Origin of the sequence: Mycobacterium sp. E2497, from assembly GCF_001668695.1 — a bacterium.
In the GTDB taxonomy this organism is placed as follows: Bacteria; Actinomycetota; Actinomycetes; order Mycobacteriales; family Mycobacteriaceae; genus Mycobacterium.
Window position 1 is genome coordinate 45,517 of record NZ_LZKD01000028.1, and the last position, 22,841, is coordinate 68,357.

The following is a 22,841-nucleotide window of genomic DNA, read 5'->3' on the forward strand; positions in this document are numbered from 1 at the left end:
ATGGCCGACCAGTGGTTCGAGACCGTCGCCATCGCGCAGCAACGCGCGAAACGGCGGCTCCCGAAATCCGTGTATTCCGCGCTGGTTGCGGGCAGCGAAAAGGGAATCACCGTCGCAGGCAACGTCGAGGCCTTCAGCGAACTCGGGTTCGCCCCCCACGTCGTGGGCGCGCCGGAAAAGCGCGACCTGTCGACCACCGTTATGGGACAGGATATTTCGCTGCCGGTGCTGATCTCGCCCACCGGCGTGCAGGCCGTCGACCCCGACGGCGAGGTTGCCGTCGCGCGGGCCGCGGCGGCGCGCGGCACGGCGATGGGACTGTCCTCGTTCGCGAGCAAACCGATCGAGGACGTCATCGCCGCCAACCCCAAGGTCTTCTTCCAGGTCTACTGGCTGGGCGGGCGCGACGCGATCGCCGAGCGGGTGGAGCGGGCCCGGCAGGCCGGTGCGGTCGGCTTGATCGCCACCACCGACTGGTCGTTCTCCCACGGCCGCGACTGGGGCAGCCCGAAGATCCCCGAGGAGATGAACCTGCGGACCATCCTGCGCCAGTCGCCGGAGGCCGTCTTCAAGCCCCGCTGGCTGTGGAAGTACGGCAAGACGCTGCGCCCGCCGGACCTGCGCGTGCCCAACCAGGCGCGCCGCGGCGAACCCGGCCCGCCGTTCTTCGCGGCCTACGGGGAGTGGATGGGCACGCCGCCCCCGACGTGGGAGGACATCGCCTGGCTCCGCGAGCTGTGGGGCGGGCCGTTCATGCTCAAGGGCGTGATACGCGTCGATGACGCGAAAAGGGCCGTGGACGCTGGAGTTTCGGCGATTTCGGTGTCGAACCACGGCGGCAACAACCTGGACGGAACGCCGGCGTCGATCCGCGCCCTGCCCGCGGTGGCCGCCGCGGTGGGCGATCAGGTCGAGGTGCTGCTCGACGGCGGCATCCGCCGCGGCAGTGACGTCGTGAAGGCGGTGGCGCTCGGGGCCCGCGCGGTGATGATCGGCCGCGCGTACCTGTGGGGCCTGGCCGCGGCCGGGCAGGCGGGCGTGGAGAACGTGCTCGACATCCTGCGCGGCGGCATCGACTCGGCGCTGATGGGTCTGGGGCGTGGCAGCGTCCACGACCTTGGCCCGGACGACATCCTCGTGCCGCCCGGCTTCACCAGGGCGCTCGGCGTCCCGGACGGCGGCGGCGCGTAGGCGCCAATCACCGATATCCCGGGCAGATTTCCCGAGAATGATGGCCCGCCCACACCGTGGTACAAGCGTGGTGTCCGTGACGGACGAGCATTGATTTCGAACGCCGCATGAACCAGCCAGAAAAAAATCATTTTCAACGGACAACAATCGGTGCACGCCAGGTGAATTCGTCCTACCATCACCGAGTGCCCGTACTCGGCGAATTGGCAATGGCGACGTCAAGCCAGCTGTCGGGCACCTCGCCGTCGGTATTGGTCCCGCTGGGGTCGACCGAACAGCACGGTCCGCACCTGCCGTTGGATACCGACACCCGGATCGCAACCGCGGTCGCCCGCGGGGCCAGGGCGCGCCTCGGGCGCGACTGGCTGGTGGCGCCGGCCATCGCCTACGGCGCCAGCGGCGAGCACCAGAGCTTCGCCGGAACCATCTCGATCGGGACCGAAGCCCTGACGACGCTGCTGGTGGAGTACGGCCGGTCGGCCGCTGGCTGGGCCGGGCGCCTGGTCTTCGTCAACGGCCATGGCGGCAACACCGCCGCGCTGAGCGTCGCGGTGGCCCGGCTGCGCGCCGAGGGTCGCGACGCCGGCTGGTGCCCATGCCTGGCCGCCGGCGGCGACGCCCACGCCGGCCACACCGAAACCTCGCTGTTGCTGCACATCTCGCCGGGCGACGTGCTGACCGATCGGTGGCTCACCGGCAACCGGGCGCCGCTCGCCGAACTGCTGCCGTCGATGCGCCGCGGAGGAGTGGCTGCGGTCAGCCCCGTGGGCGTGCTTGGAGACCCGACCACCGCGACCGCCGCCGAGGGGGAGCGCATCCTCGCCGAGATGGTCGACGGGTGTGTCCGCCGGGTAGACCGTTGGTCACCCGGGCGCGACGGGATGCTGACGTGACCGCGCCCGCGCCCCGGCTGCCGGACGGCTTCGCCGTCCAGGTCGATCGCCGCGTGCGGGTGCTCGGCGACGGCTCCGCGCTGCTCGGCGGTTCGCCGACCCGGCTGCTCAAGCTCGCGCCGGCCGCCCAGGACATGCTGTGCGACGGCCGGCTGAAGGTCCGCGACGACGTCAGCGCGCAGCTGGCCCGCACGCTGCTGGACGCCACGGTCGCGCATCCGCGGCCGGCGGGTGGTCCGTCGCACCACGACGTCACTGTGGTAATCCCGGTGCGAGACAACCTGTCCGGAGTGCGACGCCTGGTGAGCTCGCTGCGCGGCCTGCGGGTCATCGTGGTGGACGATGGCTCGTTCCCGCCCATCGAACCGGACGATTTCGTCGGCGCCCACTGCGACGTGGAGGTGCTGCGGCACTCGCGCAGCCGGGGTCCGGCCGCCGCCCGCAACACCGGGCTGGCCGCCTGCACCACCGACTACGTCGCCTTCCTGGATTCCGATGTCGCGCCCCGGCGCGGGTGGCTGGAGGCGCTGCTCGGGCATTTCTGTGATCCGACCGTCGCGCTGGCCGCGCCGCGCATCGTCGGTTTGTCGCACAGTGAGAATGTGGTGGCGCGTTATGAGGCGGTGCACTCCTCGCTCGACCTCGGCGAGCGCGAAGCCCCGGTACTGCCCCACAGCACCGTGTCCTACGTGCCCAGCGCGGCGATCATCTGTCGGTGTTCCGCCCTGCGCGCGGTCGGTGGGTTCGACGAGACGCTGCAGTCCGGCGAGGACGTCGACCTGTGTTGGCGGCTCATCGAAGCCGGCGCCCGGCTGCGCTACGAGCCCATCGCGCTGGTCGCCCACGACCACCGCACCGAACTGAGGGATTGGCTGGCGCGCAAGGCCTTCTACGGCGGCTCGGCGGCCCCGCTCTCGGTCCGCCACCCGGACAAGACGGCGCCGGTGGTGATCTCCGGCTGGGCGCTGATGACCTGGATCCTGGTGGCGTTCGGGACCAGCCTGTCGCAGCTGGCCTCCGTGGTCTTCGCCGTCTTGACGGGTCGCCGGATCGCCAGGGCGATGCGCGGTGCCGACACCTCGATCACCGACGTCGTGGTGATCGCGGCCCGCGGCCTGTGGTCGGCGGCGCTGCAGCTGGCGTCAGCCCTGTGCCGCCATTACTGGCCGCTGGCACTGATCGCCGCCACGGTGTCGCGACATTTCCGGCGTGTCGTGCTGGTCGCGGCGATCATGGACGGCGTGGTGGACTGGCTGCGCCGCCGCGACGCCATCGGGGACGACGCGGAGCCGATCGGCCTGCTGACGTATCTGTTGCTCAAGCGCGTCGACGACCTGGCGTACGGTCTCGGGTTGTGGTGGGGTGTGCTGCGGGAGCGCAACCTGCGCGCGCTGAAACCGCAGATTCGGAGCTAGCCGCCACCTTGACCCGTCCTTGATGAACGCCGCCCCGCACAGCGACGTGCTGATCGTCGGTGCCGGCAGTGCTGGATCGGTTGTTGCCGAGCGCCTTTCGGTCGATCCCAGCCGCGTGGTGACCGTCCTCGAGGCGGGCCCGGCCCTCGACGATCCGGGACTGCTCGCCCAAACCGCCAACGGCTTCCAGCTGCCGATAGGGGTCGGCAGCCCACTGGTCCGGCGCTATCAGACCAGCCTGACCGATCGGCCGGTGCGCCGGCATCCACTCGTGCGCGGGGCGACGGTCGGCGGTTCCGGCGCGGTCAACGGTGGCTATTTCTGCCGCGGGTTGCCGCGCGACTTCGACCGCCTCGCCCTGCCGGGCTGGGCCTGGTCCGACGTCCTCGACAGCTTCCGCGCCATCGAGACCGACCTCGATTTCACGGGCCCCGCCCACGGGGACAGCGGCCCGATCAGGGTGCGTCGCACCCGGGAGATGACCGGCACCACGGAGCGTTTCATCGCCGCCGCAGAGCGCTCCGGATTCGGCTGGATCAGTGATCTCAACGACGTTGGCACCGAACCGGTTTCGGGCATAGGGGCGGTCCCGCTCAACATCGTCGACGGTGTGCGTACCGGATCCGGTGCCGGATTCCTGCTGCCGGCCCTGGGCCGGCCCAATCTGACGTTGCACGCGCAGACCCGCGCGGCGCGGTTGCGGTTCGCCGGCGCCGCCGCGATCGGTGTCGACGCGATCAGCCCGCACGGCCGCATGACCCTGACCGCTGATCGGATCGTGCTGTGCGCCGGTGCCATTCAAACCGCGCAACTGCTGATGCTTTCCGGCATCGGGTCGGAGGACGGTTTGCGGGCCGTCGGCGTACCCACGCTGGCGCCGCTGCCGGTCGGCGCCGCGTTCAGCGATCACCCCGAATGGGTGTTGCCGACCGAGTGGACGGTGGCCCCCGGCCGGCCGGTGCTCGAGGTCGTGCTCAGCACCGACGAGGATCTCGAGATCAGGCCCTACACCGGAGGATTCGTCGCGATGACGGGCGACGGCACCGCCGGGCATGCCGACTGGCCGCACATCGGCGTGGCGCTCATGCAGCCGCGGGCGCGCGGGCGCGTCACGCTGGTCTCCGCGGACCCCGACGTCCCGCCCCTCATCGAACACCGTTACGACAGCCGGCCCGGCGACGTCGCGGCGCTACGCCGGGGGGCCGAGCTTGCCCGCGAACTGGCCGGTACCGCAACCCCTGTCGGCGCTCCCACCGTATGGTCCACTTCGCAACATCTGTGCGGCACCGCGCCGATGGGTGCCGACACCGACCCGCGGGCCGTCGTCGATCATCGCTGCCGGGTGCGCGGCATCGACAACCTTTGGGTGATCGACGGCTCGATCCTGCCCGCCATCACCAGCCGGGGGCCGCACGCGACCATCGTGATGCTCGGGCATCGGGCCGCCGAGTTCGTGCGGTGATTGCGCACGCGTGTGGGGGCGGGCCCCACCATGATGATGCGTGGGGGCCCGCCCCGACGAGCGGCTAATGTTCGCGCGGTCCACGCAGATGGCCACGACAAGTGGCGGTGCGCGCGCAGGTGTGCGTCGCGCGGACACTGCGTCGCAATATTCGTGGACGGCACGGCCGCCGGCTCGCTTTACACGTGCTCTTGATTACCCCGGTGACTCACCTCCTTCCCGCGTACCCGAAATACGTTGACGGTCAAGCCCGCAGCGGAGGTGACCGCTGCCGCGCCAACACCACATCGCACCTCGCCTCGCGGAGATGACCTGTATCTATCGATATCTATTTCAGATACCAGAAGCGGCAGGCCGTTTCAAGGATTCCCGGCCGCGTGCACGCTGAAGCTGCTGTCGGACAACGGCATTGGCCGTCGCGCTCAGTGACGGCCTCGGGATGCGATCCGGCGTATCGGTCGCAGCTGCCGCCCGTCGCGGCCCGGCGCCCAGAGCCCGATCAGCACCGCGGCGACCGCGACGATCACGGCCATCGCGACCGTGGACGCATGCAGGGCCGCCAAGAACGCGGTCTTGCTGAGGTCCGCCAGCTGGCGGCCCTGGGGTCCCAGCCTGCCCGCGACCTCGACGGCTTTGGCCAGCGAATCCGTGGCCGGCCCGCGGACCGGTGCCGGGAAGTCAACCAGCTTCGGGGCCAACTCGTGTGAATACCGGCCGGCCAGAATGGAACCGGCCACCGCGATCCCCAACGCGCCGCCCATCTCGCGGGACGTGTCGTTCACCGCGGAGGCGACGCCCTGCTTCTCGTCGGGAACCGCGCCCATGATCGCCGACGTCGTCGGCGCCGTGCAGATTCCGATACCCGTGGCCAACACGAGAGTGGGCCAGGCGAATTGGAGGTAGGACGAATGCAGGTCCAGCCGGTACATGCAGGCGAACCCGACCGCCATCAGCAGCGTGCCCACGAACAACACCAGCCGCAGACCCAGCTTGGGCACGTACCAGAACGACAGCGCCGAGAAGATGCCCAGCGGCACCATGAACGGGCCGAAGGAGATCGCCGTCTCCAGGGCCGAGTAGCCCATGATCTGTTGCACGTATTGCATGCCGATGTAGAAGAAGCCGAACGTCGCGCCGAACAGGATGACGATCGCGGCGACACCGGTGGCGAAATTCGCGTCCGCGAACAACCGCACGTCCAGCAGCGGTTGCCCGTCGCGCCGGGTGAGCCGGAGCTCGGCGACACCGAAGGCGGCGGCGAGCACCGCGCCCGCGGCGAGTCCGCCCCAGACCAGCGGGTCGCTCCACCCGCGGGTGGGGGCTTCGAGGATCGCGGCCACGGCGATCGCCACGGCGGCGCCGATCAGGACCGCGCCCAGCGAATCGATGCGCGGAGCGCCGCTGTCGCGGGACGAGGCGACGGTGCACGCCAGCGCGAAGATCACCAGCCCGCCGGCGCCCAGGGACCAGAAGATCGCGGGCCAGTCCCAGAAGCGAAGCAGCAGGCCGGAGCCGAGCATGCCCAGCACCCCGCCGGATCCGGCCGTGCCGGCCCAGATCCCGACCGCCTTGGTGCGTTCGTCCTTCGGATGGGCCACCGTCAGCAGCGACAGCGTCGCCGGCATCACGAAGGCGGCGCCGATCCCGGCGACCGCGCGTCCGGCGATGATCTGAGCCGGGCTGTGCAGCATCGCCGGCGCCACCGACCCGACGGAGAAGACCACCATGCCGATCAGCAGGGCGCCGCGCCTTCCGTAGCGGTCGCCGATCGCGCCTGCGGGCAGCAGCAGGCACGCCAGGGCCACGGTGTACCCGTCGACGACCCAGTTGAGCTGCGACTGGGTGGCCGAGGTGGCCACCGCGAGGTCTCCCAGCGCGGTGTTCAGCGCCGTCATCGACGCGACCACCAGCGCGACGCCCATGCAGGCGACGGCCAGCGTCCAGTTCCGCGCTCGGGGGCTTCCGCCGATGCTGACCGCATCAGTACGCTGGTCGGGCCGGACCAGGGTTTCGACCATGTGCTACGCCTCCTCACGGTGGCGTCGAAGAGAGAGTTTCGAGACCGACAGTCTTGTAGATAGACCGATAGTCTTGTTCCCAAACGTGGGAGGTGGGTCACAATTACCGGCGGTAACACCGATCCACGCCCGGCGCGCTCGCGAGCCCGCCTGCTCGAGGCCGCCGCGGCGCTGCTGAGTTCCGGTGGGCCCAGCGCGGTGACCGTCGACGCGGTCACCCGTACCGCCAACGTAGCGAGGGCCACGTTGTATCGCCACTTCCCCAGCGGAAACGATTTGCTCGCAGCGGCTTTCAACAGCCTCATCCCGCCGGCGCCCTCGCCGCCCGCCGAGGGGTCGCTGCGGGATCGCCTGGTGGCGGTGGTGCTGGCCCAGGCCGAGTCCGTGGCGCAGGCGCCCGCCCTGATGGCTGCCATGTCGTGGCTGTCCATGGGCCGGGACCTCGAGGAGCTGCCGGAACCCCGCGGCACCCACTCCGCCGACAGCCCGGCGATCACCACGCTGCGCGAGCGCATCGCCCAGCAGTACGCGGCGCCGTTCGACGCCATCTTCGACAGCCCGGAGGCCGCCGAGCTGGGTGAGGTGGACCGGTCCCGCGCCATCGCGCTGCTCATCGGCCCCCTGGTGCTGGGGCGGCTGTCCACGCTCCCCGGCTTCGACTACCGCGAGTGCGCGCTCGCGGCCGTCGACGGTTTCCTCTATGTTCAGCGCGCACACAATCGGGCCGGCGCGGCGAGCGTCGAATCGGCGGGTGCCTGAGGGGCCAAAAGGGCAGGTCGGCGGCCCTGGGTCCAGATTTGGCCAAACACACGATCTAGGGCATACTGTTCAGGTTGCCTTGGGCCGGGTTTGCGCCTGGTCGGGCATACGACCAGCGCCCAAAACGGGCGCGTCCGGTCTCATCCTTGGAGCGCGACAGATTCGTCGGGGTCCAGGCTGCGTGAGGGTGACACACCCGACCGCGGGGGCCGGTGGACCACGACAGGTAAACAGCGGCGCAGTATCCGGCGCGACGCTCGATCGGCCCGGCTCCGGGCCCGGTCAGCGCGCTGGGAGCACCAGGTCCGGACACGGATTTTTGTAAGTGGAGTGAGGGTAGGAGAAGCGTGGCGGGACAAAAGATCCGCATCAGGCTCAAGGCCTACGACCATGAGGCCATCGACGCATCGGCGCGCAAAATCGTCGAGACCGTCGTCCGCACGGGTGCCAGCGTCGTAGGTCCGGTGCCGCTGCCGACTGAGAAGAACGTGTATTGCGTCATCCGCTCTCCGCATAAGTACAAGGACTCGCGGGAGCACTTCGAGATGCGTACTCACAAGCGGTTGATCGACATCCTCGACCCGACGCCGAAGACCGTCGACGCGCTGATGCGCATCGACCTTCCGGCCAGTGTCGACGTCAACATCCAGTAGGGGCTTGGTGAACTCATGGCAAGAAAAGGCATTCTGGGTACCAAGCTGGGCATGACGCAGGTGTTCGACGAGAACAACCGGGTCGTCCCGGTGACGGTGGTCAAGGCGGGGCCCAACGTGGTCACCCGCATCCGTACACCCGAGCGTGACGGTTACAGCGCCGTTCAGCTGGCCTACGGCGAAATCAGCCCCCGCAAGGTCAACAAGCCGGTGACCGGTCAGTACAGCGCCGCGGGCGTGAACCCGCGCCGCCACCTGGCCGAGTTGCGGCTCGACGACGAGGCCGCCGCCAGCGAATACCAGGTCGGCCAGGAGCTGACGGCGGAGATCTTCGCCGACGGCGCCTATGTCGACGTGACCGGAACCTCCAAGGGCAAGGGCTTCGCCGGCACCATGAAGCGGCACGGCTTCCGCGGCCAGGGCGCCAGTCACGGCGCGCAGGCGGTGCACCGCCGGCCGGGTTCCATCGGTGGCTGCGCCACCCCCGCCCGGGTCTTCAAGGGCACCCGGATGGCGGGCCGCATGGGTAATGACCGGGTGACGGTCCAGAACCTGGTGGTGCACAAGGTCGATACCGAGAACGGCGTGCTGTTGATCAAGGGTGCGGTCCCCGGCCGCACCGGTGGGCTCGTGGTGGTCCGCAGCGCGATCAAACGAGGTGAGAAGTAATGGCGCTCAAGATTGACGTGAAGACGCCGGACGGCAAGGTCGAGGGCTCCGTGGAGCTGCCGGCCGAATTGTTCGACGCCCCGGCCAATATCGCGCTGATGCACCAGGTGGTCACCGCGCAGCGGGCGGCGGCGCGCCAGGGCACGCACTCGACGAAGACTCGCGGCGAGGTCAGCGGCGGCGGGCGGAAGCCGTACCGGCAGAAGGGAACCGGTCGTGCCCGTCAGGGTTCGACGCGGGCCCCGCAATTCACCGGCGGCGGCGTCGTGCACGGCCCCAAGCCACGCGACTACGCCCAGCGCACCCCGAAGAAGATGATCGTCGCGGCATTGCGCGGCGCATTGTCGGACCGGGCGCGCAACGGCCGCATCCACGCGGTCACCGAGCTGGTGTCTGGTCAGACACCGTCGACCAAGAACGCCAGGGCGTTTCTGGGCACGCTGACCGACCGCAAGAACGTGCTGATCGTGATCGGCCGCAGCGACGAGGCCGGCGCCAAGAGCGTGCGCAACCTGCCGGGTGTGCACATCCTGACGCCCGACCAGCTCAACACTTACGACGTGTTGCGCTCCGACGACGTGGTGTTCAGCGTCGAGGCGCTCAACGCCTACATCGGGGGCAACGCTGCTAGCACCGAGGAGGTTTCGGCGTAGATGGCGACCATCACCGACCCCCGCGACATCATCCTGGCCCCGGTCATCTCGGAGAAGTCCTACGGGCTGCTGGATGAGAACGTGTACACCTTTGTGGTGCACCCCGATTCGAACAAGACGCAGATCAAGATCGCCATCGAGAAGATCTTTGCCGTCAAGGTCGCGTCGGTGAACACCGCGAACCGCCAGGGCAAGCGCAAGCGCACCAGGACCGGGTACGGCAAGCGCAAGAGCACCAAACGGGCCATCGTCACGCTGGCGCCGGGTAGCAAGCCGATCGACCTGTTCGGGGCCCCGGCCTAGCCGCGCGCGAGAGAAAGACCTGATTAGACATGGCAATTCGTAAGTACAAGCCGACGAGCCCCGGCCGCCGCGGCTCCAGCGTGTCCGACTTCGCCGAGGTCACCCGGTCGGAGCCGGAGAAGTCGCTGGTGCGCCCGCTGCACGGCCATGGCGGCCGTAACGCACACGGCCGCATCACCACCCGCCACAAGGGTGGCGGCCACAAGCGCGCCTACCGGGTGATCGACTTCCGCCGCAACGACAAGGACGGCGTCAACGCCAAGGTCGCGCACATCGAGTACGACCCGAACCGGACCGCCAACATCGCACTGCTGCACTACCTCGACGGCGAGAAGCGATACATCATCGCGCCGCAGGGCCTTTCGCAGGGCGACGTGGTGGAGTCGGGCGCGAACGCCGATATCAAGCCGGGCAACAACCTGCCGCTGCGCAACATCCCGGCCGGTACCGTGATCCACGCCGTGGAGCTGCGGCCGGGCGGTGGCGCCAAGCTGGCGCGGTCCGCCGGCTCGAGCATCCAGCTGCTCGGCAAGGAGGGCTCCTACGCGTCGCTGCGCATGCCCAGCGGTGAGATCCGCCGCGTCGACGTGCGCTGCCGCGCCACGGTCGGCGAGGTGGGCAACGCCGAGCAGGCAAACATCAACTGGGGCAAGGCCGGCCGCATGCGGTGGAAGGGCAAGCGCCCTTCGGTCCGTGGTGTGGTCATGAACCCGGTGGACCACCCGCACGGTGGTGGTGAGGGTAAGACGTCCGGTGGTCGGCACCCGGTGAGCCCCTGGGGCAAGCCGGAGGGTCGCACCCGCCACCCGAACAAGGCCAGCAACAAACTCATCGTCCGGCGCCGGCGCACCGGCAAGAAGCACGGTCGCTAGGAACTCGAGGAGTAGCACATGCCACGCAGCCTGAAGAAGGGCCCGTTCGTCGACGACCACCTGCTCAAGAAGGTGGACGTCCAGAACGAGAAGAACACCAAGCAGGTCATCAAGACCTGGTCGCGACGTTCGACGATCATCCCGGACTTCATCGGCCACACCTTCGCCGTCCACGACGGACGCAAGCACGTCCCGGTGTTCGTCACCGAGGCGATGGTCGGTCACAAGCTTGGTGAATTCGCGCCGACGCGCACCTTCAAGGGACACATCAAGGACGACCGGAAGGCCAAACGGCGATGACCACAACCGAATTCCCGTCCGCGGTCGCCAAGGCGCGGTTCGTGCGGGTTTCGCCGACCAAGGCGCGCCGGGTGATCGACCTGGTGCGCGGCCGGTCGGTGGCCGACGCGCTGGACATCCTGCGCTGGGCGCCCCAGGCCGCCAGTGAGCCGGTTGCCAAGGTGATCGCCAGCGCAGCGGCGAACGCGCAGAACAACAACGGGCTGGACCCGTCGACCCTGGTGGTCGCGACCGTCTACGCCGACGAGGGCCCGACCGCCAAGCGCATCCGCCCTCGCGCGCAGGGTCGCGCGTTCCGGATCCGCAAGCGCACCAGCCACATCACGGTCGTGGTGGAGAGCCGGCCCGCCAAGGACCAGCGTTCGGCGAAGTCGACGAGGGCCCGCCGCGCCGAGGCCAGCAAGGCCGCCGCGAAGAAGGCCCCATCCAAGGCGCCCGCCAAGAAGGCACCGGCGAAGAAGGCTCCGGCGAAAACCGCCGAGGCGAAGACTTCTAAGGCAACTGCTGAGACCTCGGAAGCGAAGGGAGGCTCAGACTAGTGGGCCAGAAGATCAATCCGCACGGCTTCCGGCTGGGCATCACCACGGACTGGAAGTCGCGTTGGTACGCCGATAAGCAGTACGCGGACTACGTCAAGGAAGACGTCGCCATCCGGCGGCTGCTGTCCACCGGACTCGAGCGCGCCGGCATCGCCGACGTGGAGATCGAGCGCACCCGTGACCGGGTGCGGGTGGACATCCACACCGCGCGTCCGGGCATCGTCATCGGGCGCCGCGGCACCGAGGCCGACCGCATCCGTGCGGACCTGGAGAAGCTGACCGGCAAGCAGGTTCAGCTCAACATCCTCGAGGTCCGTAACCCGGAGTCGCAGGCGCAGTTGGTGGCCCAGGGTGTCGCCGAGCAGCTGAGCAACCGCGTGGCGTTCCGCCGCGCCATGCGCAAGGCCATCCAGTCGGCGATGCGCCAGCCGAACGTCAAGGGCATCCGGGTGCAGTGTTCGGGCCGCCTTGGCGGCGCGGAGATGAGCCGCTCGGAGTTCTACCGCGAGGGCCGGGTGCCCCTGCACACGCTGCGCGCCGACATCGACTATGGCCTGTACGAGGCGAAGACCACCTTCGGCCGCATCGGTGTGAAGGTGTGGATCTACAAGGGCGACATCGTCGGCGGCAAGCGGGAATTGGCCGCGGCCGCCCCGGCGGGCGCCGACCGTCCGCGCCGCGAGCGCCCGTCGGGCACGCGGCCCCGGCGCAGCGGTGCGTCGGGCACCACGGCGACCAGCACCGAGGCCGGCCGCGCGGCCGCGGGCGCCGAAGAAAGCACTGCAACCGCCGCGGCGGAGACGCCGCCCGCTGCAGAACCGCAGAGCACGGAGAGCTGAATCATGTTGATTCCCCGCAGGGTTAAACACCGTAAGCAACACCACCCCCGCCAGCGAGGCATCGCCAGCGGCGGCACGGCGGTGAACTTCGGTGACTACGGCATCCAGGCCCTGGAGCACGCCTATGTCACCAACCGCCAGATCGAGTCCGCTCGTATCGCGATCAACCGCCACATCAAGCGTGGCGGCAAGGTCTGGATCAACGTCTTCCCGGACCGCCCGCTGACCAAGAAGCCCGCCGAGACCCGGATGGGTTCGGGTAAGGGCTCGCCGGAGTGGTGGGTCGTGAACGTCAAGCCGGGCCGCGTGCTGTTCGAGCTGAGCTACCCCAACGAGCAGGTGGCCCGGGCGGCACTCACCCGTGCAATCCACAAGCTGCCGATCAAGGCACGCATCGTGACCCGAGAGGATCAGTTCTGATGGCAGTGGGAATTTCGCCTGGCGAACTGCGTGAGCTCACCGACGAGGAGCTGGCCGAGCGCCTGCGCGAATCCAAGGAGGAGCTGTTCAACCTGCGTTTCCAGATGGCGACCGGGCAGCTCAGCAACAACCGGCGGCTCCGCACGGTGCGGCAGGAGATCGCGCGCGTCTACACCGTGCTGCGCGAACGGGAACTGGGCCTGGCTAGCGGGCCCGACGGTAAGGAATCGTGATGGCAGAAGCGAAGAAGGCGGCTCCGAAGGCGGCCGCGCAGGACGCCGGCTCGAAAGAGAAGGGCTCCAAGCACACTCCGGCCACTCCGAAGGTGCGTGGGCGGCGCAAGACCCGCATCGGCTACGTCGTGAGTGACAAGATGCAGAAGACCATCGTGGTCGAGCTGGAAGACCGCGTGCGCCACCCGTTGTACGGCAAGATCATCCGTACCACCAAGAAGGTCAAGGCGCACGACGAGAACAGCACCGCGGGCATCGGCGACCGCGTCTCGCTGATGGAGACGCGTCCCACGTCGGCGACCAAGCGGTGGCGGCTCGTCGAAATTCTGGAAAAGGCCAAGTAGCCGCGAAGCGATATCGAAACGCCCGGGACCCGAGGTCTCGGGCGTTTCGCTTTGCCGAGCGTGACGGCACCGCGAAAAAAGGTCGGAAGTTTCGCGGTCGCGTTACGCTCGGCGCATGTCGACTGACTCCCAAACCTTTCAGGGCAAGATCGAGCTGGATATCCGGGACTCCGAGCCGGACTGGGGCCCGTACGCCGCGCCGACCGCACCGGAGAACGCGCCGAACATCCTGTACCTGGTCTGGGACGACACCGGCATTGCCACGTGGGACTGTTTCGGCGGCCTGGTCGAGATGCCAGCGATGACCCGCATCGCCGAGCGCGGTGTTCGGCTGTCGCAATTCCACACCACCGCGCTGTGCTCGCCAACCCGGGCGTCGTTGTTGACCGGCCGCAACGCCACCACCGTCGGCATGGCGACCATCGAAGAGTTCACCGACGCCTTCCCCAACGCCAACGGTCGCATCCCGTTCGACACCGCCCTGCTCTCCGAGGTGCTCGCGGAGCGCGGATACAACACGTACTGCGTCGGCAAGTGGCACCTGACGCCGCTGGAAGAGTCCAATCTCGCGGCCACCAAACGGCATTGGCCGATCGCGCGCGGCTTCGAGCGGTTCTACGGTTTCCTGGGCGGCGAGACCGACCAGTGGTATCCCGACCTGGTCTACGACAACCATCCGGTCAACCCGCCGGGCACGCCCGAAGACGGCTACCACCTCTCGAAAGACCTCGCCGACAAGACCATCGAATTCATCCGCGACGCCAAGGTGATCGCGCCGGACAAGCCTTGGTTCAGCTACGTCTGCCCGGGCGCCGGCCACGCGCCGCACCACGTTTTCAAAGATTGGGCCGATCGCTACGCCGGCAAGTTCGACATGGGCTACGAGGCCTACCGCGAGATCGTGCTGGACAACCAGAAGTCGATGGGCATCGTGCCGCCGGACACCGAACTGTCGCCGGTCAACCCGTACGCGGACGTCACGGGGCCGAACGGCGAGCCCTGGCCCCTGCAGGACACGGTGCGGCCGTGGGATTCGCTGAGCGATGACGAGAAGAAGCTGTTCTCCCGCATGGCCGAGGTGTTCGCCGGCTTCCTGAGCTACACCGACGCCCAGATCGGCCGGATCCTGGACTATTTGGAGGATTCCGGTCAGCTGGACAACACGATCATCGTGGTGATCTCCGACAACGGCGCCAGCGGGGAGGGCGGGCCGAACGGGTCGGTGAACGAGGGCAAGTTCTTCAACGGCTACATCGACACGGTCGAAGAGAGCATGAAGCTCTTCGATCACCTCGGCGGCCCGCAGACCTACAACCATTACCCGATCGGCTGGGCGATGGCCTTCAACACCCCGTACAAGCTCTACAAGCGGTACGCGTCGCACGAGGGCGGCATCGCCGACACGGCGATCATCTCGTGGCCCGACGGTGTTGCCGCACATGGGGAGATCCGCGACACCTACGTCAACGTCTGCGACATCACGCCCACGGTCTACGACCTGCTGGGCATGACACCGCCCGAAACCGTCCGGGGCATCGCGCAGAGGCCACTCGACGGAGTGAGTTTCAAAGCGGCCCTCGCCGATCCGGCCGCGGGCACCGGCAAGCGGACTCAGTTCTACTCGATGCTCGGTACGCGCGGGATATGGCATGAGGGTTGGTTCGCCAACACCATCCATGCGGCCACCCCGGCCGGATGGTCGCATTTCGACGCCGACCGCTGGGAACTGTTCCACATCGAGGCCGACCGCAGCCAGTGCCACGACCTGGCCGCCGAACACCCGGACAAACTCTCAGAACTCAAGGCGTTGTGGTTCTCCGAAGCCGCCAAGTACAACGGGCTGCCGCTGTCGGACCTGAACATCTTGGAGACGATGACGCGGTTCCGCCCGTACCTTGTCGGTGACAGGACGAGTTACGTCTACTATCCCGACTGCGCGGACGTGAGCATCGGTGCGGGCGCCGAAATCCGGGGCAGGTCGTTCTCGGTGCTGGCTGAGGTGAGCGTGGATACCACCGGCGCGGAGGGGGTGCTGTTCAAGCAGGGCGGCGCGCACGGCGGGCACGTGCTGTTCATCCAGGACGGGCGCCTGCATTACGTCTACAACTTCCTGGGCGAGCGGCAGCAGGCCGTCTCGTCGTCGGGCGCGGTGCCGCTGGGCAGGCATCTGCTGGGCGTGAGCTATGCGCGGACCGCAACCGTGCCCGATAGCCATACGCCGCTCGGGGACGTCACGTTGTTCATCGACGACGACGTGGTCGGCACCCTCGCCGACGTGCAGACGCACCCTGGGACGTTCGGGATCGCGGGTGCCGGCATCACGGTCGGGCGCAACGGCGGCTCGGCGGTGTGCAGCCGCTACAAGGCGCCGTTCTCGTTCACCGGCGGCACCATCACGCAGGTCACCGTCGACCTGTCCGGCCGGCCCTATGTGGACGTGGAAGCCGAAATTGCGCTTGCCTTTTCGCGCGATTGAAGTCCTGGCGCTGTGCTTGCTGGTGATCCCGGCGGTGGGGTGCGAGAAGACCACCGCCGGCACCGCCATCGGTCCGACCGCCTCGCCGACGACCCCTACCACGCGGCTGTCCGACCCGGCCGAGCCGGTGCCCGGCGTCGAAACCACGCTGCCCGACCACATTCCGCCCAATGCCCTGGTGTGCTTCCCGCCACCGGCCGGCGGCTCCATGACCAAGGCCTCGGTGTCCGACCCGGTGGCGCCCGTGCTCACCGTCCCGCTGCCGGACGGCTGGAGTTCGACCCCCGGCACGGGTGACGTGGCGTTGACGGCCGCCGGGCCCGACGGCATGTCGGTGCGGGTGACCATCACCCGTACCGACCTCGATCCGGGCGGCGCGTTTCTGCGTTACGCCGGCGACTTGGGACGGGCGAACCCGAACGCCAGGGTCACCGTCATGGCGGCCCAGTTCTGTGGCTACAGCAGCCAGCTGCTCACCGGTGCCGGTGGTGGGCCCGGAGCAAACGAATTCGCCGACCGCATCGCCCACATCTGGACGAACACCCAGGCGTATCTGGTTGCCGTCCATCTGGAGGGGCCCGGCAAAGCCCCGGGTTTCGACGCGGCGAAATCCACGGTAATGCAGGAATTCGCCGTCACTATCCCCTGAAAATTGCCGTTGTCCCTGCTAGCATCTGGCCCGTGATGCTGCAATGACCGCCGGGAACCCGGCTCCCCCCGCGCCGCCGGCGCCGGCCGCCCACCGGGGCCGGCAAATGGCGATTACTTTCGGCATTGTCGTGGCCGTGATCGTCATCTACGTGCTGTCGCTGATCGCCGTGCACCTGCTGGCAAAGTCGGCACCCGCGCTGCCCCCGGTGGATTTCAGTAAGCTCGAGGCCGACGACAGCGTCGTGCAGGTGCACCTCGAGAAGCTGGATACCGTCGCGAACCGCCTGACGGTGAACGTGCTTGTCTACCCGAAGGACTCGTTGTACGACAAGAACTTCGGTGTGCTGACGACCGATGCGGCCGTGCGGTTGTATCCGGAGAACGATCTGGGGGACTTGCAGTACCCGGTCGGCAAGGCGCCCGCGCAGGTCAGCACCGCCCTCGTCGCCCACGGTGATCCCGGAAACTGGCCGTTCGACTCGTACAAGACGGAAGTCCTCGCGGCCGACGTGTTCACCGGTACGGGCCAGAACCGCGAGAAAGCACCCGCCCGCGTGGAGGTGACCGGGAAGCTGGACGGCTGGGACGCCACCGTGACGCGCGTCCACGACCCCGAAGACCCCAACCCCGACGTCCAGGACAATGTGATCATCACGTTGGAGCGCTCCAAGGGTCCGCTGATCTTCGATGTCGGCATCTGCCTGGTCCTCATCGCCCTGCCGGTGCTGGCGCTGTGGGTGGCGATCCCGATGGTGTTGGGCCGGACCACATTCCTGCCGCCGCTGGGAACCTGGTTCGCGGCGCTGCTGTTCGCCGTCGTGCCGCTGCGCAACTTCCTGCCCGGTTCTCCACCGCCGGGGTCGTGGATCGACCAGGCCGTCGTGCTGTGGGTGTTGATCGGTCTGGTCACCGCGATGTCCCTGTTCATCGTCGCCTGGTGGCGATCCCGGGAGAAGAAGACACCGAAGAGGGCCTAGCCAGCCCCGGGTTACTCGGAATTCGACGTGTCACCGGGGCCGATCGCGTCGACGGCGCTCGAGACCCGTGCCCGGAAGTCCACCGACAGCGGGATGTAGCCGATCTTCGCGAGGTCGACCTGGCCGGGGCCGATCGCCGCCTGCAGGAACGCCCTGACCGCCTTGGCCACGTCGGCGCTGGGATAGGTCGAACAGACGATCTCGTACGTGGCCAACACGATCGGGTAGACGTCGGGTTGGGCCGGGTTGTAGAACGCCGAGAGATCGAGCACGAGATTGTTGCCGTCGCCGATGACCTTGGCGCCGGAGATGGTCTTGCCGACCGCGTCGGCGCCGATCCGCACCGGCCGTAATGACCTGCGGCTGGCCGGCGTCTTGATCTCCGCGGCGAAAAGCCCTTCCTTCAGCGCGAACGACAGCTCGTTGTAGCTGATCGCGCCCTCGGTGGTCCTCACCAGCGCGGCGGTGCCGGCGTTGCCGGCGGCGCCGGTCCCCACGCCGCCGTTGAAGGCCTTGCCCGTGCCCTTGTTCCACGCCCCGCCGGACGCGGCCTGCAGATAAGACTGGAAGTTGTCGGTGGTGCCCGAGGCGTCGCTGCGGTAGATGACGTGGATGTCCTCGGCGGGCATGGAGGCGTTGAGCGCGGTGAGGGCCGGATCGTCCCAGCGCGTGATGGTCCCGTTGAAGATCTTGGCCAGCGTGGGTCCGTCGAGCACCAAGGAGTCGGCCGCGGCGAGGTTGTAGGTGATGGCGAGCGGGCCGAACACCACCGGCAGGTTCCAGGCGTCGGCGCCGCCGCATCGCTGCTTCGCCACCGCGTATTGGTCGGGCGTCAGCGGTATGTCAGACCCGGCGAAATCGGTTTTGCCGGCCAGGAAATCGCCGACCCCGGCGCCGGACCCGTTGGCCGTGTAGTTGAGATTCTGGCCCGGGCAGGCCTTGGTGTAGGCGGCGATGAATCGGTTCATCGCGTTGGCTTGTGCGGTCGATCCGCTGGCCAGCAGGTTCTGGTCACCGCCGCAGTTGACCTTCGCCCCAGCGGTATACGGCAGGGTGGCGGGAGCGTTGCTGCATGCCGGAAGCACCAGAGCGGCCGCGGCCAGCATGCAGATGGTCGCGGCCAATCGTTTGCGCTTCACTTCGCTTGATTTCCTTGCGGGCAACAGATCCGGGTGCGTGGCGTCGGCGATGGCGCCCGGCGCCGAAGGGCGGGGTCGGGAACGTCACCCCGTTCGGCACATGTCGAGACTTAACGGCATCGACCGAGCAAGCAAACCAAATTCAGGTGAACGGGTTGGCTCGGCTGGGCGAATAGCGGGTGTCGCGCGGCAGTAATCGCCTAGGGCGGAAGGGGATTCATGTCGCCCGGCGTCGACGTGTTTGGCCGTGAGGCCGCCGGCAGTTATCCGCGCATGCGCGCGTTACTGCCGGTGCGTCACTGGCGGCTCGTGGTGGTCCTACGCTGAGGTGGTGCTTACCGAGCTGGTCGACTTGCCTGGCGGGTCATTCCGCATGGGCTCGACGAGCTTCTACCCCGAAGAGGCACCCATCCACACGGCCACCGTGGGCCCGTTCGCGGTGGAGCGGCACCCGGTGACCAACGCGCAGTTCGCCGAATTCGTCGCCGCGACAAGCTATGTGACGGTCGCCGAACAACCCATCGACCCGGCGCTCTATCCAGGCGCCGATCCCAACGATCTGTGCCCCGGTGCCATGGTCTTTCGCCCGACGCGGGGCCCGGTGGATCTGCGTGACTGGCGCCAATGGTGGCACTGGGTGGCGGGGGCCAGCTGGTCCCACCCGTTCGGACCGGACAGCGACATCGCAGACCGTCTCGACCATCCAGTGGTGCAGGTGGCCTATCCGGATGCCGTGGCCTACGCCCGCTGGGCCGGTCGGCGCCTGCCCAGTGAAGCCGAATGGGAGTATGCGGCGCGCGCCGGAAGCACGACGACCTACTCCTGGGGGGACGAGGCCAGGCTCGATGGCCGGCTGATGGCCAACACGTGGCAAGGCGACTTCCCCTACCGCAACGGTGGTGCGCTCGGCTGGGTGGGGACTTCTCCGGTGGGGACGTTTCCGCCCAACGGGTTCGGCCTGCTCGACATGATCGGCAACGTATGGGAGTGGACCGCCACCGAGTTCTCCGCACACCACCGGCTCGATCAGCTGCCGAAAGCCTGTTGCACCCCAACGGGGCCACCGAACCCCTCGATCAACCAAGTCCTCAAAGGCGGTTCGCACCTGTGCGCGCCGGAGTATTGCCACCGCTACCGCCCGGCGGCCCGGTCGCCGCAGTCGCAGGACTCGGCGACCTCCCACATCGGGTTTCGCTGCGTGGTGGACGCGGAGTCCCGCTAGCAAACGGTTCGCCGTGTCGCCGCCTGGTGCCGTGCAAGTCGTCGTCCAGTGGGTGAACCGAGGATGTCCAGCGGGTGACGGAACCGCCAGACACACGCGGACATAGGAATTCGCCGCGCGACCGGGAGGGCTGTTCGCTAGCATCCCACCACGTGGCGCCCCGTTACAGTGCACCTCGGCAGCCATGCCGGCGCGGCACCAGCAAGCAGCCGCGGCGGTCGACCGATGACGTCTGAGGCGCCGGCGTCGGCCGAACCGGCGGTCGGTGCGCCCGCCGCGCCGACGGCCGCGGCGCCGAAGAAAAAGAAAAAACCGGCGGGCAAGGTCAAGCCGCCGAAGTTGACGAGGTCGCAGATCGAGATCGGTGTGGCCGTCCTGGTCACCGTCGTCATCACCTACGCGCTCTCGCTGCTGGGGGTCCATGCGCTGCAGCGGGAATCGGGTCCGCTCCCTCCCCTGGATCTGAGCCAGGGTGGGGGCGACGCCACCATCGTGCAGCTACGCGTCGAGGAGCTGAAACCCGTCGCGAACCGGCTCACCGTCAACGTCCTCGTTTATCCGGGGGTTGCGCAGTACGACCCACGATTCGACGTGTTGGGCAACGACGTCGCCGTGCGGCTGTATCCGACGAGCGACCTCGGGGACCTGAACTACCCCAAGGGAAAGGCGCCGGCGCAGCTCACCACCACCATCGAGGCGCACGGAAATCCGCGGAACTGGCCATTCGACAAGTACAAGACCGAGCCGATCGCGGCCGACGCGTTCGTGGGGGCCGGTGACAACCGCAGGAAGGTGCCGGCCATCGTCGAGGTAACCGGCTCGTTGGACGGTTGGAACATCAACGTCGAGCGCGTACGCGACCCCAGCGGTCTTCGGACTTCGCGGTCGATGGACACCGGCAACGTGGTCGTCACCCTGGAGCGGGCCGACGGGCCGCTTGTCTTCGACCTGGTCATCTGCCTTGTCCTGATGGCGCTGCCGACCGTGGCGCTGTTGGTGGCCATTCCGATGGCGATGGGCAGGCGGAAGTTCGTGCCGCCGTTCGGCACGTGGTACGCCGCGATGCTGTTCGCCGTCGTGCCGCTGCGCAATATCCTTCCCGGCAGCCCACCGCCCGGTTCATGGATCGACCAAGCGTTGGTGCAGTGGGTGCTGCTGGCGTTGGTGACGGCGATGAGCTTGTACATCTTCTCCTGGGTGCGGCAAGGGGACTAGTTCTGTCGTAGGCCGGTGGCATGATCGAATGTATGTTCGATTCAAAGGGGTCGTCGGTGGAGGTGATCGCCGCGTTTGATGAGCATTTCGAGCGGCGGTATCCGTCGAAGACGGCGGAGTCGTCGGGGTTGCTGGAGCGGGTGTCGTGGTGTGCGCGGGCGGAGAATCGGGCGGCAGCGGCGCAGTTGTGCTGCGTCGGGGAGTTGTTCGCCTACCGGCTGTCCCGGTGTGGCGAGACCGAAGAGTGGGCGGTGGATACCGAGGCGGCGGTGGCGGCCGAGATCGCTGCGGAGCTGCGGATCAGCCAGGGGATGGCGGCCAGCCGGGTCCGGTACGCGCGGGCGATGCGTGAGCGGTTGCCGAAGGTGGGTGCGGTCTTCAAAGCGGGCGAGATCGACTTCCGGATGTTTCAGACGTTGGTGTTTCGGACCGATCTGATCACCGATGCCGAGGTGTTGGCGGCCGTGGACGTGCAGTTGGCCGCCAACGTGGTGCGTTGGCCCTCACTGACGCAGGGCCGGCTGGGCGCGCAGGTGGACAAGATCGTGGCCAGGGCTGACGCCGATGCGGTGCGCCGGCGCCGGGAGCGCGCGGCGGGGCGCGAGGTGTGGATCGGCGAAATGGGGGACGGCCTGGCCCGCCTTGAGGGTGTGCTGTTCAGCCCCGATGCGCACGCCCTCGAAGCGCGGCTGAACGCGTTGGCGGCCACGGTATGCGCGCACGATCCGCGCACCCGAGCGCAGCGCCGCGCGGATGGGTTGGGGGCGCTGGCCGCCGGGGCCGACCGGCTGGGGTGTCGCTGCGGGCGCGCAGACTGCGCCGCGGGCGGCCGGTCACCGGCGAGTGCGGTGGTGATTCATGTGCTCGCCGAGCGGGCCACCCTCGACGGCGATGGCGCCGCGCCGGGCTGCGAGGTCCGCGCCGATGGGCTGATTCCGCCCGAGGTGGTCGCCGAGTTGGCCGCCTCGGCCAAGCTGGTGCCGCTGGTCCACCCCGCCGATGCACCCCCGGAGCAGGGCTATGTGCCGTCTGCGGCGTTGGCCGATTTCGTGCGGTGCCGGGATCTGACGTGCCGCTGGCCCGGCTGTGATTGCCCGGCGGTGGCCTGCGACATCGACCACACGATCCCCTACAGTGTCGGCGGGCCCACCCATGCCTCCAACCTCAAATGCTTGTGCCGCACGCATCATTTGGTGAAAGCCTTCTGGGGCTGGCAGGAGAAGCAGCTGCCCGACGCGACGTTGATCCTGACTTCCCCGGCTGGGCGCATCTATGTCACCACCCCGGGCAGCGCGCTGTTGTTCCCAAGCCTGTGCTGGGCCACCGGGGCGCTCGCGGCCCCCGAAGTCGACCCGTTCCAGGATTACTGCGCCGAGCGCACGGCGATGATGCCAACCCGACGACGCACCCGCGCCCGGGACCGCGCCACGCGCGTGGCCACCGAACGTCGACAGAATCGAATGGCCCGCACCGCGGTCCGGCAACCAAGCGACACCGCGCATTACCGGCCCCGCGACGCCCCCACCGACGACCCCTTTGAATCGAACATACATTCGATCATGCCACCGGCCTACGACAGAACTAGTCCCCTTGCCGCG

Annotated in this window: 24 protein-coding genes; 22 read left to right on the plus strand and 2 right to left on the minus strand. The window is 68.4% G+C overall.

Annotated elements, in window-relative coordinates:
* The 4 genes from mftD (at position 1) to mftG (ending at position 4,961) form a co-directional block, all read left to right on the plus strand.
* Positions 1-1,191, plus strand: a complete 1,191-nt coding sequence (gene mftD, locus A5713_RS02340; RefSeq protein ID WP_067921860.1) for a pre-mycofactocin synthase MftD — start codon at positions 1-3, stop codon at positions 1,189-1,191.
* Positions 1,192-1,352: 161 nt separating this feature from the next.
* Positions 1,353-2,084 (plus strand): mycofactocin biosynthesis peptidyl-dipeptidase MftE, encoded by a 732-nt coding sequence (gene mftE / locus A5713_RS02345; RefSeq protein ID WP_068092142.1) that lies wholly within the window; start codon positions 1,353-1,355, stop codon positions 2,082-2,084.
* Positions 2,081-3,499: a mycofactocin biosynthesis glycosyltransferase MftF gene (mftF, locus tag A5713_RS02350; RefSeq protein ID WP_067921852.1), complete on the plus strand. Its 1,419-nt coding sequence runs from the start codon at positions 2,081-2,083 to the stop codon at positions 3,497-3,499. The genes mftE and mftF overlap by 4 nt, the downstream gene beginning before the upstream one ends.
* A 22-nt stretch (positions 3,500-3,521) precedes the next feature.
* Positions 3,522-4,961: a mycofactocin system GMC family oxidoreductase MftG gene (gene mftG, locus A5713_RS02355; RefSeq protein WP_068092144.1), complete on the plus strand. Its 1,440-nt coding sequence runs from the start codon at positions 3,522-3,524 to the stop codon at positions 4,959-4,961.
* A gap of 422 nt (positions 4,962-5,383) precedes the next feature.
* Here mftG and A5713_RS02360 read toward each other — a convergent pair whose 3' ends face one another.
* Entirely contained in the window at positions 5,384-6,979 is a 1,596-nt protein-coding gene (locus A5713_RS02360) for an MFS transporter (protein ID WP_068092146.1), read from the minus strand.
* A 150-nt stretch (positions 6,980-7,129) separates the two neighbouring features.
* Here A5713_RS02360 and A5713_RS02365 point away from each other — a divergent pair, with 150 nt between their 5' ends.
* The 15 genes from A5713_RS02365 to A5713_RS02435 all read left to right on the plus strand — a co-directional run bounded on the left by A5713_RS02365 (position 7,130) and on the right by A5713_RS02435 (position 17,667).
* Positions 7,130-7,738: a TetR/AcrR family transcriptional regulator gene (locus A5713_RS02365; protein ID WP_255398332.1), complete on the plus strand. Its 609-nt coding sequence runs from the start codon at positions 7,130-7,132 to the stop codon at positions 7,736-7,738.
* Between the two features lie 347 nt (positions 7,739-8,085).
* On the plus strand, positions 8,086-8,391 hold the full coding sequence (rpsJ, locus tag A5713_RS02370; RefSeq protein WP_003873519.1) for a 30S ribosomal protein S10: 306 nt from the start codon (positions 8,086-8,088) through the stop codon (positions 8,389-8,391).
* A 15-nt stretch (positions 8,392-8,406) separates the two neighbouring features.
* The gene (rplC, locus tag A5713_RS02375) at positions 8,407-9,060 is read left to right on the plus strand and encodes a 50S ribosomal protein L3 (protein ID WP_067924227.1); all 654 of its coding nucleotides are present in this window, start codon (positions 8,407-8,409) and stop codon (positions 9,058-9,060) included.
* Positions 9,060-9,713: a 50S ribosomal protein L4 gene (gene rplD, locus A5713_RS02380; protein ID WP_068061950.1), complete on the plus strand. Its 654-nt coding sequence runs from the start codon at positions 9,060-9,062 to the stop codon at positions 9,711-9,713. Before rplC ends, rplD begins: the two co-directional genes overlap by 1 nt.
* Complete coding sequence (gene rplW / locus A5713_RS02385; protein ID WP_067924225.1) at positions 9,714-10,016, plus strand: 50S ribosomal protein L23; 303 nt, start codon at positions 9,714-9,716, stop codon at positions 10,014-10,016.
* A 29-nt stretch (positions 10,017-10,045) separates the two neighbouring features.
* A complete protein-coding gene (gene rplB / locus A5713_RS02390) occupies positions 10,046-10,888 on the plus strand; it encodes a 50S ribosomal protein L2 (protein ID WP_067924224.1) in 843 nt (280 codons plus the stop codon).
* Between the two features lie 18 nt (positions 10,889-10,906).
* Positions 10,907-11,188, plus strand: a complete 282-nt coding sequence (rpsS, locus tag A5713_RS02395) for a 30S ribosomal protein S19 (RefSeq protein WP_010908582.1) — start codon at positions 10,907-10,909, stop codon at positions 11,186-11,188.
* Complete coding sequence (gene rplV / locus A5713_RS02400; RefSeq protein WP_068092153.1) at positions 11,185-11,727, plus strand: 50S ribosomal protein L22; 543 nt, start codon at positions 11,185-11,187, stop codon at positions 11,725-11,727. The genes rpsS and rplV overlap by 4 nt, the downstream gene beginning before the upstream one ends.
* Complete coding sequence (gene rpsC, locus A5713_RS02405; RefSeq protein WP_067924222.1) at positions 11,727-12,566, plus strand: 30S ribosomal protein S3; 840 nt, start codon at positions 11,727-11,729, stop codon at positions 12,564-12,566. The genes rplV and rpsC overlap by 1 nt, the downstream gene beginning before the upstream one ends.
* Before the next feature lie 3 nt (positions 12,567-12,569).
* Entirely contained in the window at positions 12,570-12,986 is a 417-nt protein-coding gene (rplP, locus tag A5713_RS02410; RefSeq protein ID WP_007167840.1) for a 50S ribosomal protein L16, read from the plus strand.
* Positions 12,986-13,219, plus strand: a complete 234-nt coding sequence (gene rpmC / locus A5713_RS02415; protein ID WP_067924221.1) for a 50S ribosomal protein L29 — start codon at positions 12,986-12,988, stop codon at positions 13,217-13,219. Before rplP ends, rpmC begins: the two co-directional genes overlap by 1 nt.
* On the plus strand, positions 13,219-13,563 hold the full coding sequence (gene rpsQ, locus A5713_RS02420) for a 30S ribosomal protein S17 (protein WP_067924220.1): 345 nt from the start codon (positions 13,219-13,221) through the stop codon (positions 13,561-13,563). Before rpmC ends, rpsQ begins: the two co-directional genes overlap by 1 nt.
* A 115-nt stretch (positions 13,564-13,678) precedes the next feature.
* A complete protein-coding gene (locus tag A5713_RS02425; protein WP_068092155.1) occupies positions 13,679-16,039 on the plus strand; it encodes an arylsulfatase in 2,361 nt (786 codons plus the stop codon).
* Entirely contained in the window at positions 16,014-16,688 is a 675-nt protein-coding gene (locus A5713_RS28950; protein WP_231980214.1) for a hypothetical protein, read from the plus strand. Before A5713_RS02425 ends, A5713_RS28950 begins: the two co-directional genes overlap by 26 nt.
* A gap of 43 nt (positions 16,689-16,731) precedes the next feature.
* On the plus strand, positions 16,732-17,667 hold the full coding sequence (locus tag A5713_RS02435) for a DUF4436 domain-containing protein (protein WP_067924218.1): 936 nt from the start codon (positions 16,732-16,734) through the stop codon (positions 17,665-17,667).
* A gap of 11 nt (positions 17,668-17,678) precedes the next feature.
* On the opposite strand, the gene pstS is transcribed toward A5713_RS02435, so the two are convergent.
* Positions 17,679-18,806: a phosphate ABC transporter substrate-binding protein PstS gene (gene pstS / locus A5713_RS02440; protein ID WP_068092158.1), complete on the minus strand. Its 1,128-nt coding sequence runs from the start codon at positions 18,804-18,806 to the stop codon at positions 17,679-17,681.
* 331 nt (positions 18,807-19,137) lie between these two features.
* Here pstS and A5713_RS02445 point away from each other — a divergent pair, with 331 nt between their 5' ends.
* From A5713_RS02445 to A5713_RS02455, 3 genes are all read left to right on the plus strand, one after another.
* Positions 19,138-20,028, plus strand: coding sequence for a formylglycine-generating enzyme family protein (locus tag A5713_RS02445; RefSeq protein ID WP_068092170.1), 891 nt, complete (start codon positions 19,138-19,140; stop codon positions 20,026-20,028).
* 225 nt (positions 20,029-20,253) lie between these two features.
* Positions 20,254-21,243: a DUF4436 domain-containing protein gene (locus A5713_RS02450; protein ID WP_082972726.1), complete on the plus strand. Its 990-nt coding sequence runs from the start codon at positions 20,254-20,256 to the stop codon at positions 21,241-21,243.
* A 32-nt stretch (positions 21,244-21,275) separates the two neighbouring features.
* Positions 21,276-22,841: HNH endonuclease signature motif containing protein (locus tag A5713_RS02455; protein ID WP_082972727.1), on the plus strand; the 1,566-nt coding region annotated here is incomplete at its 3' end.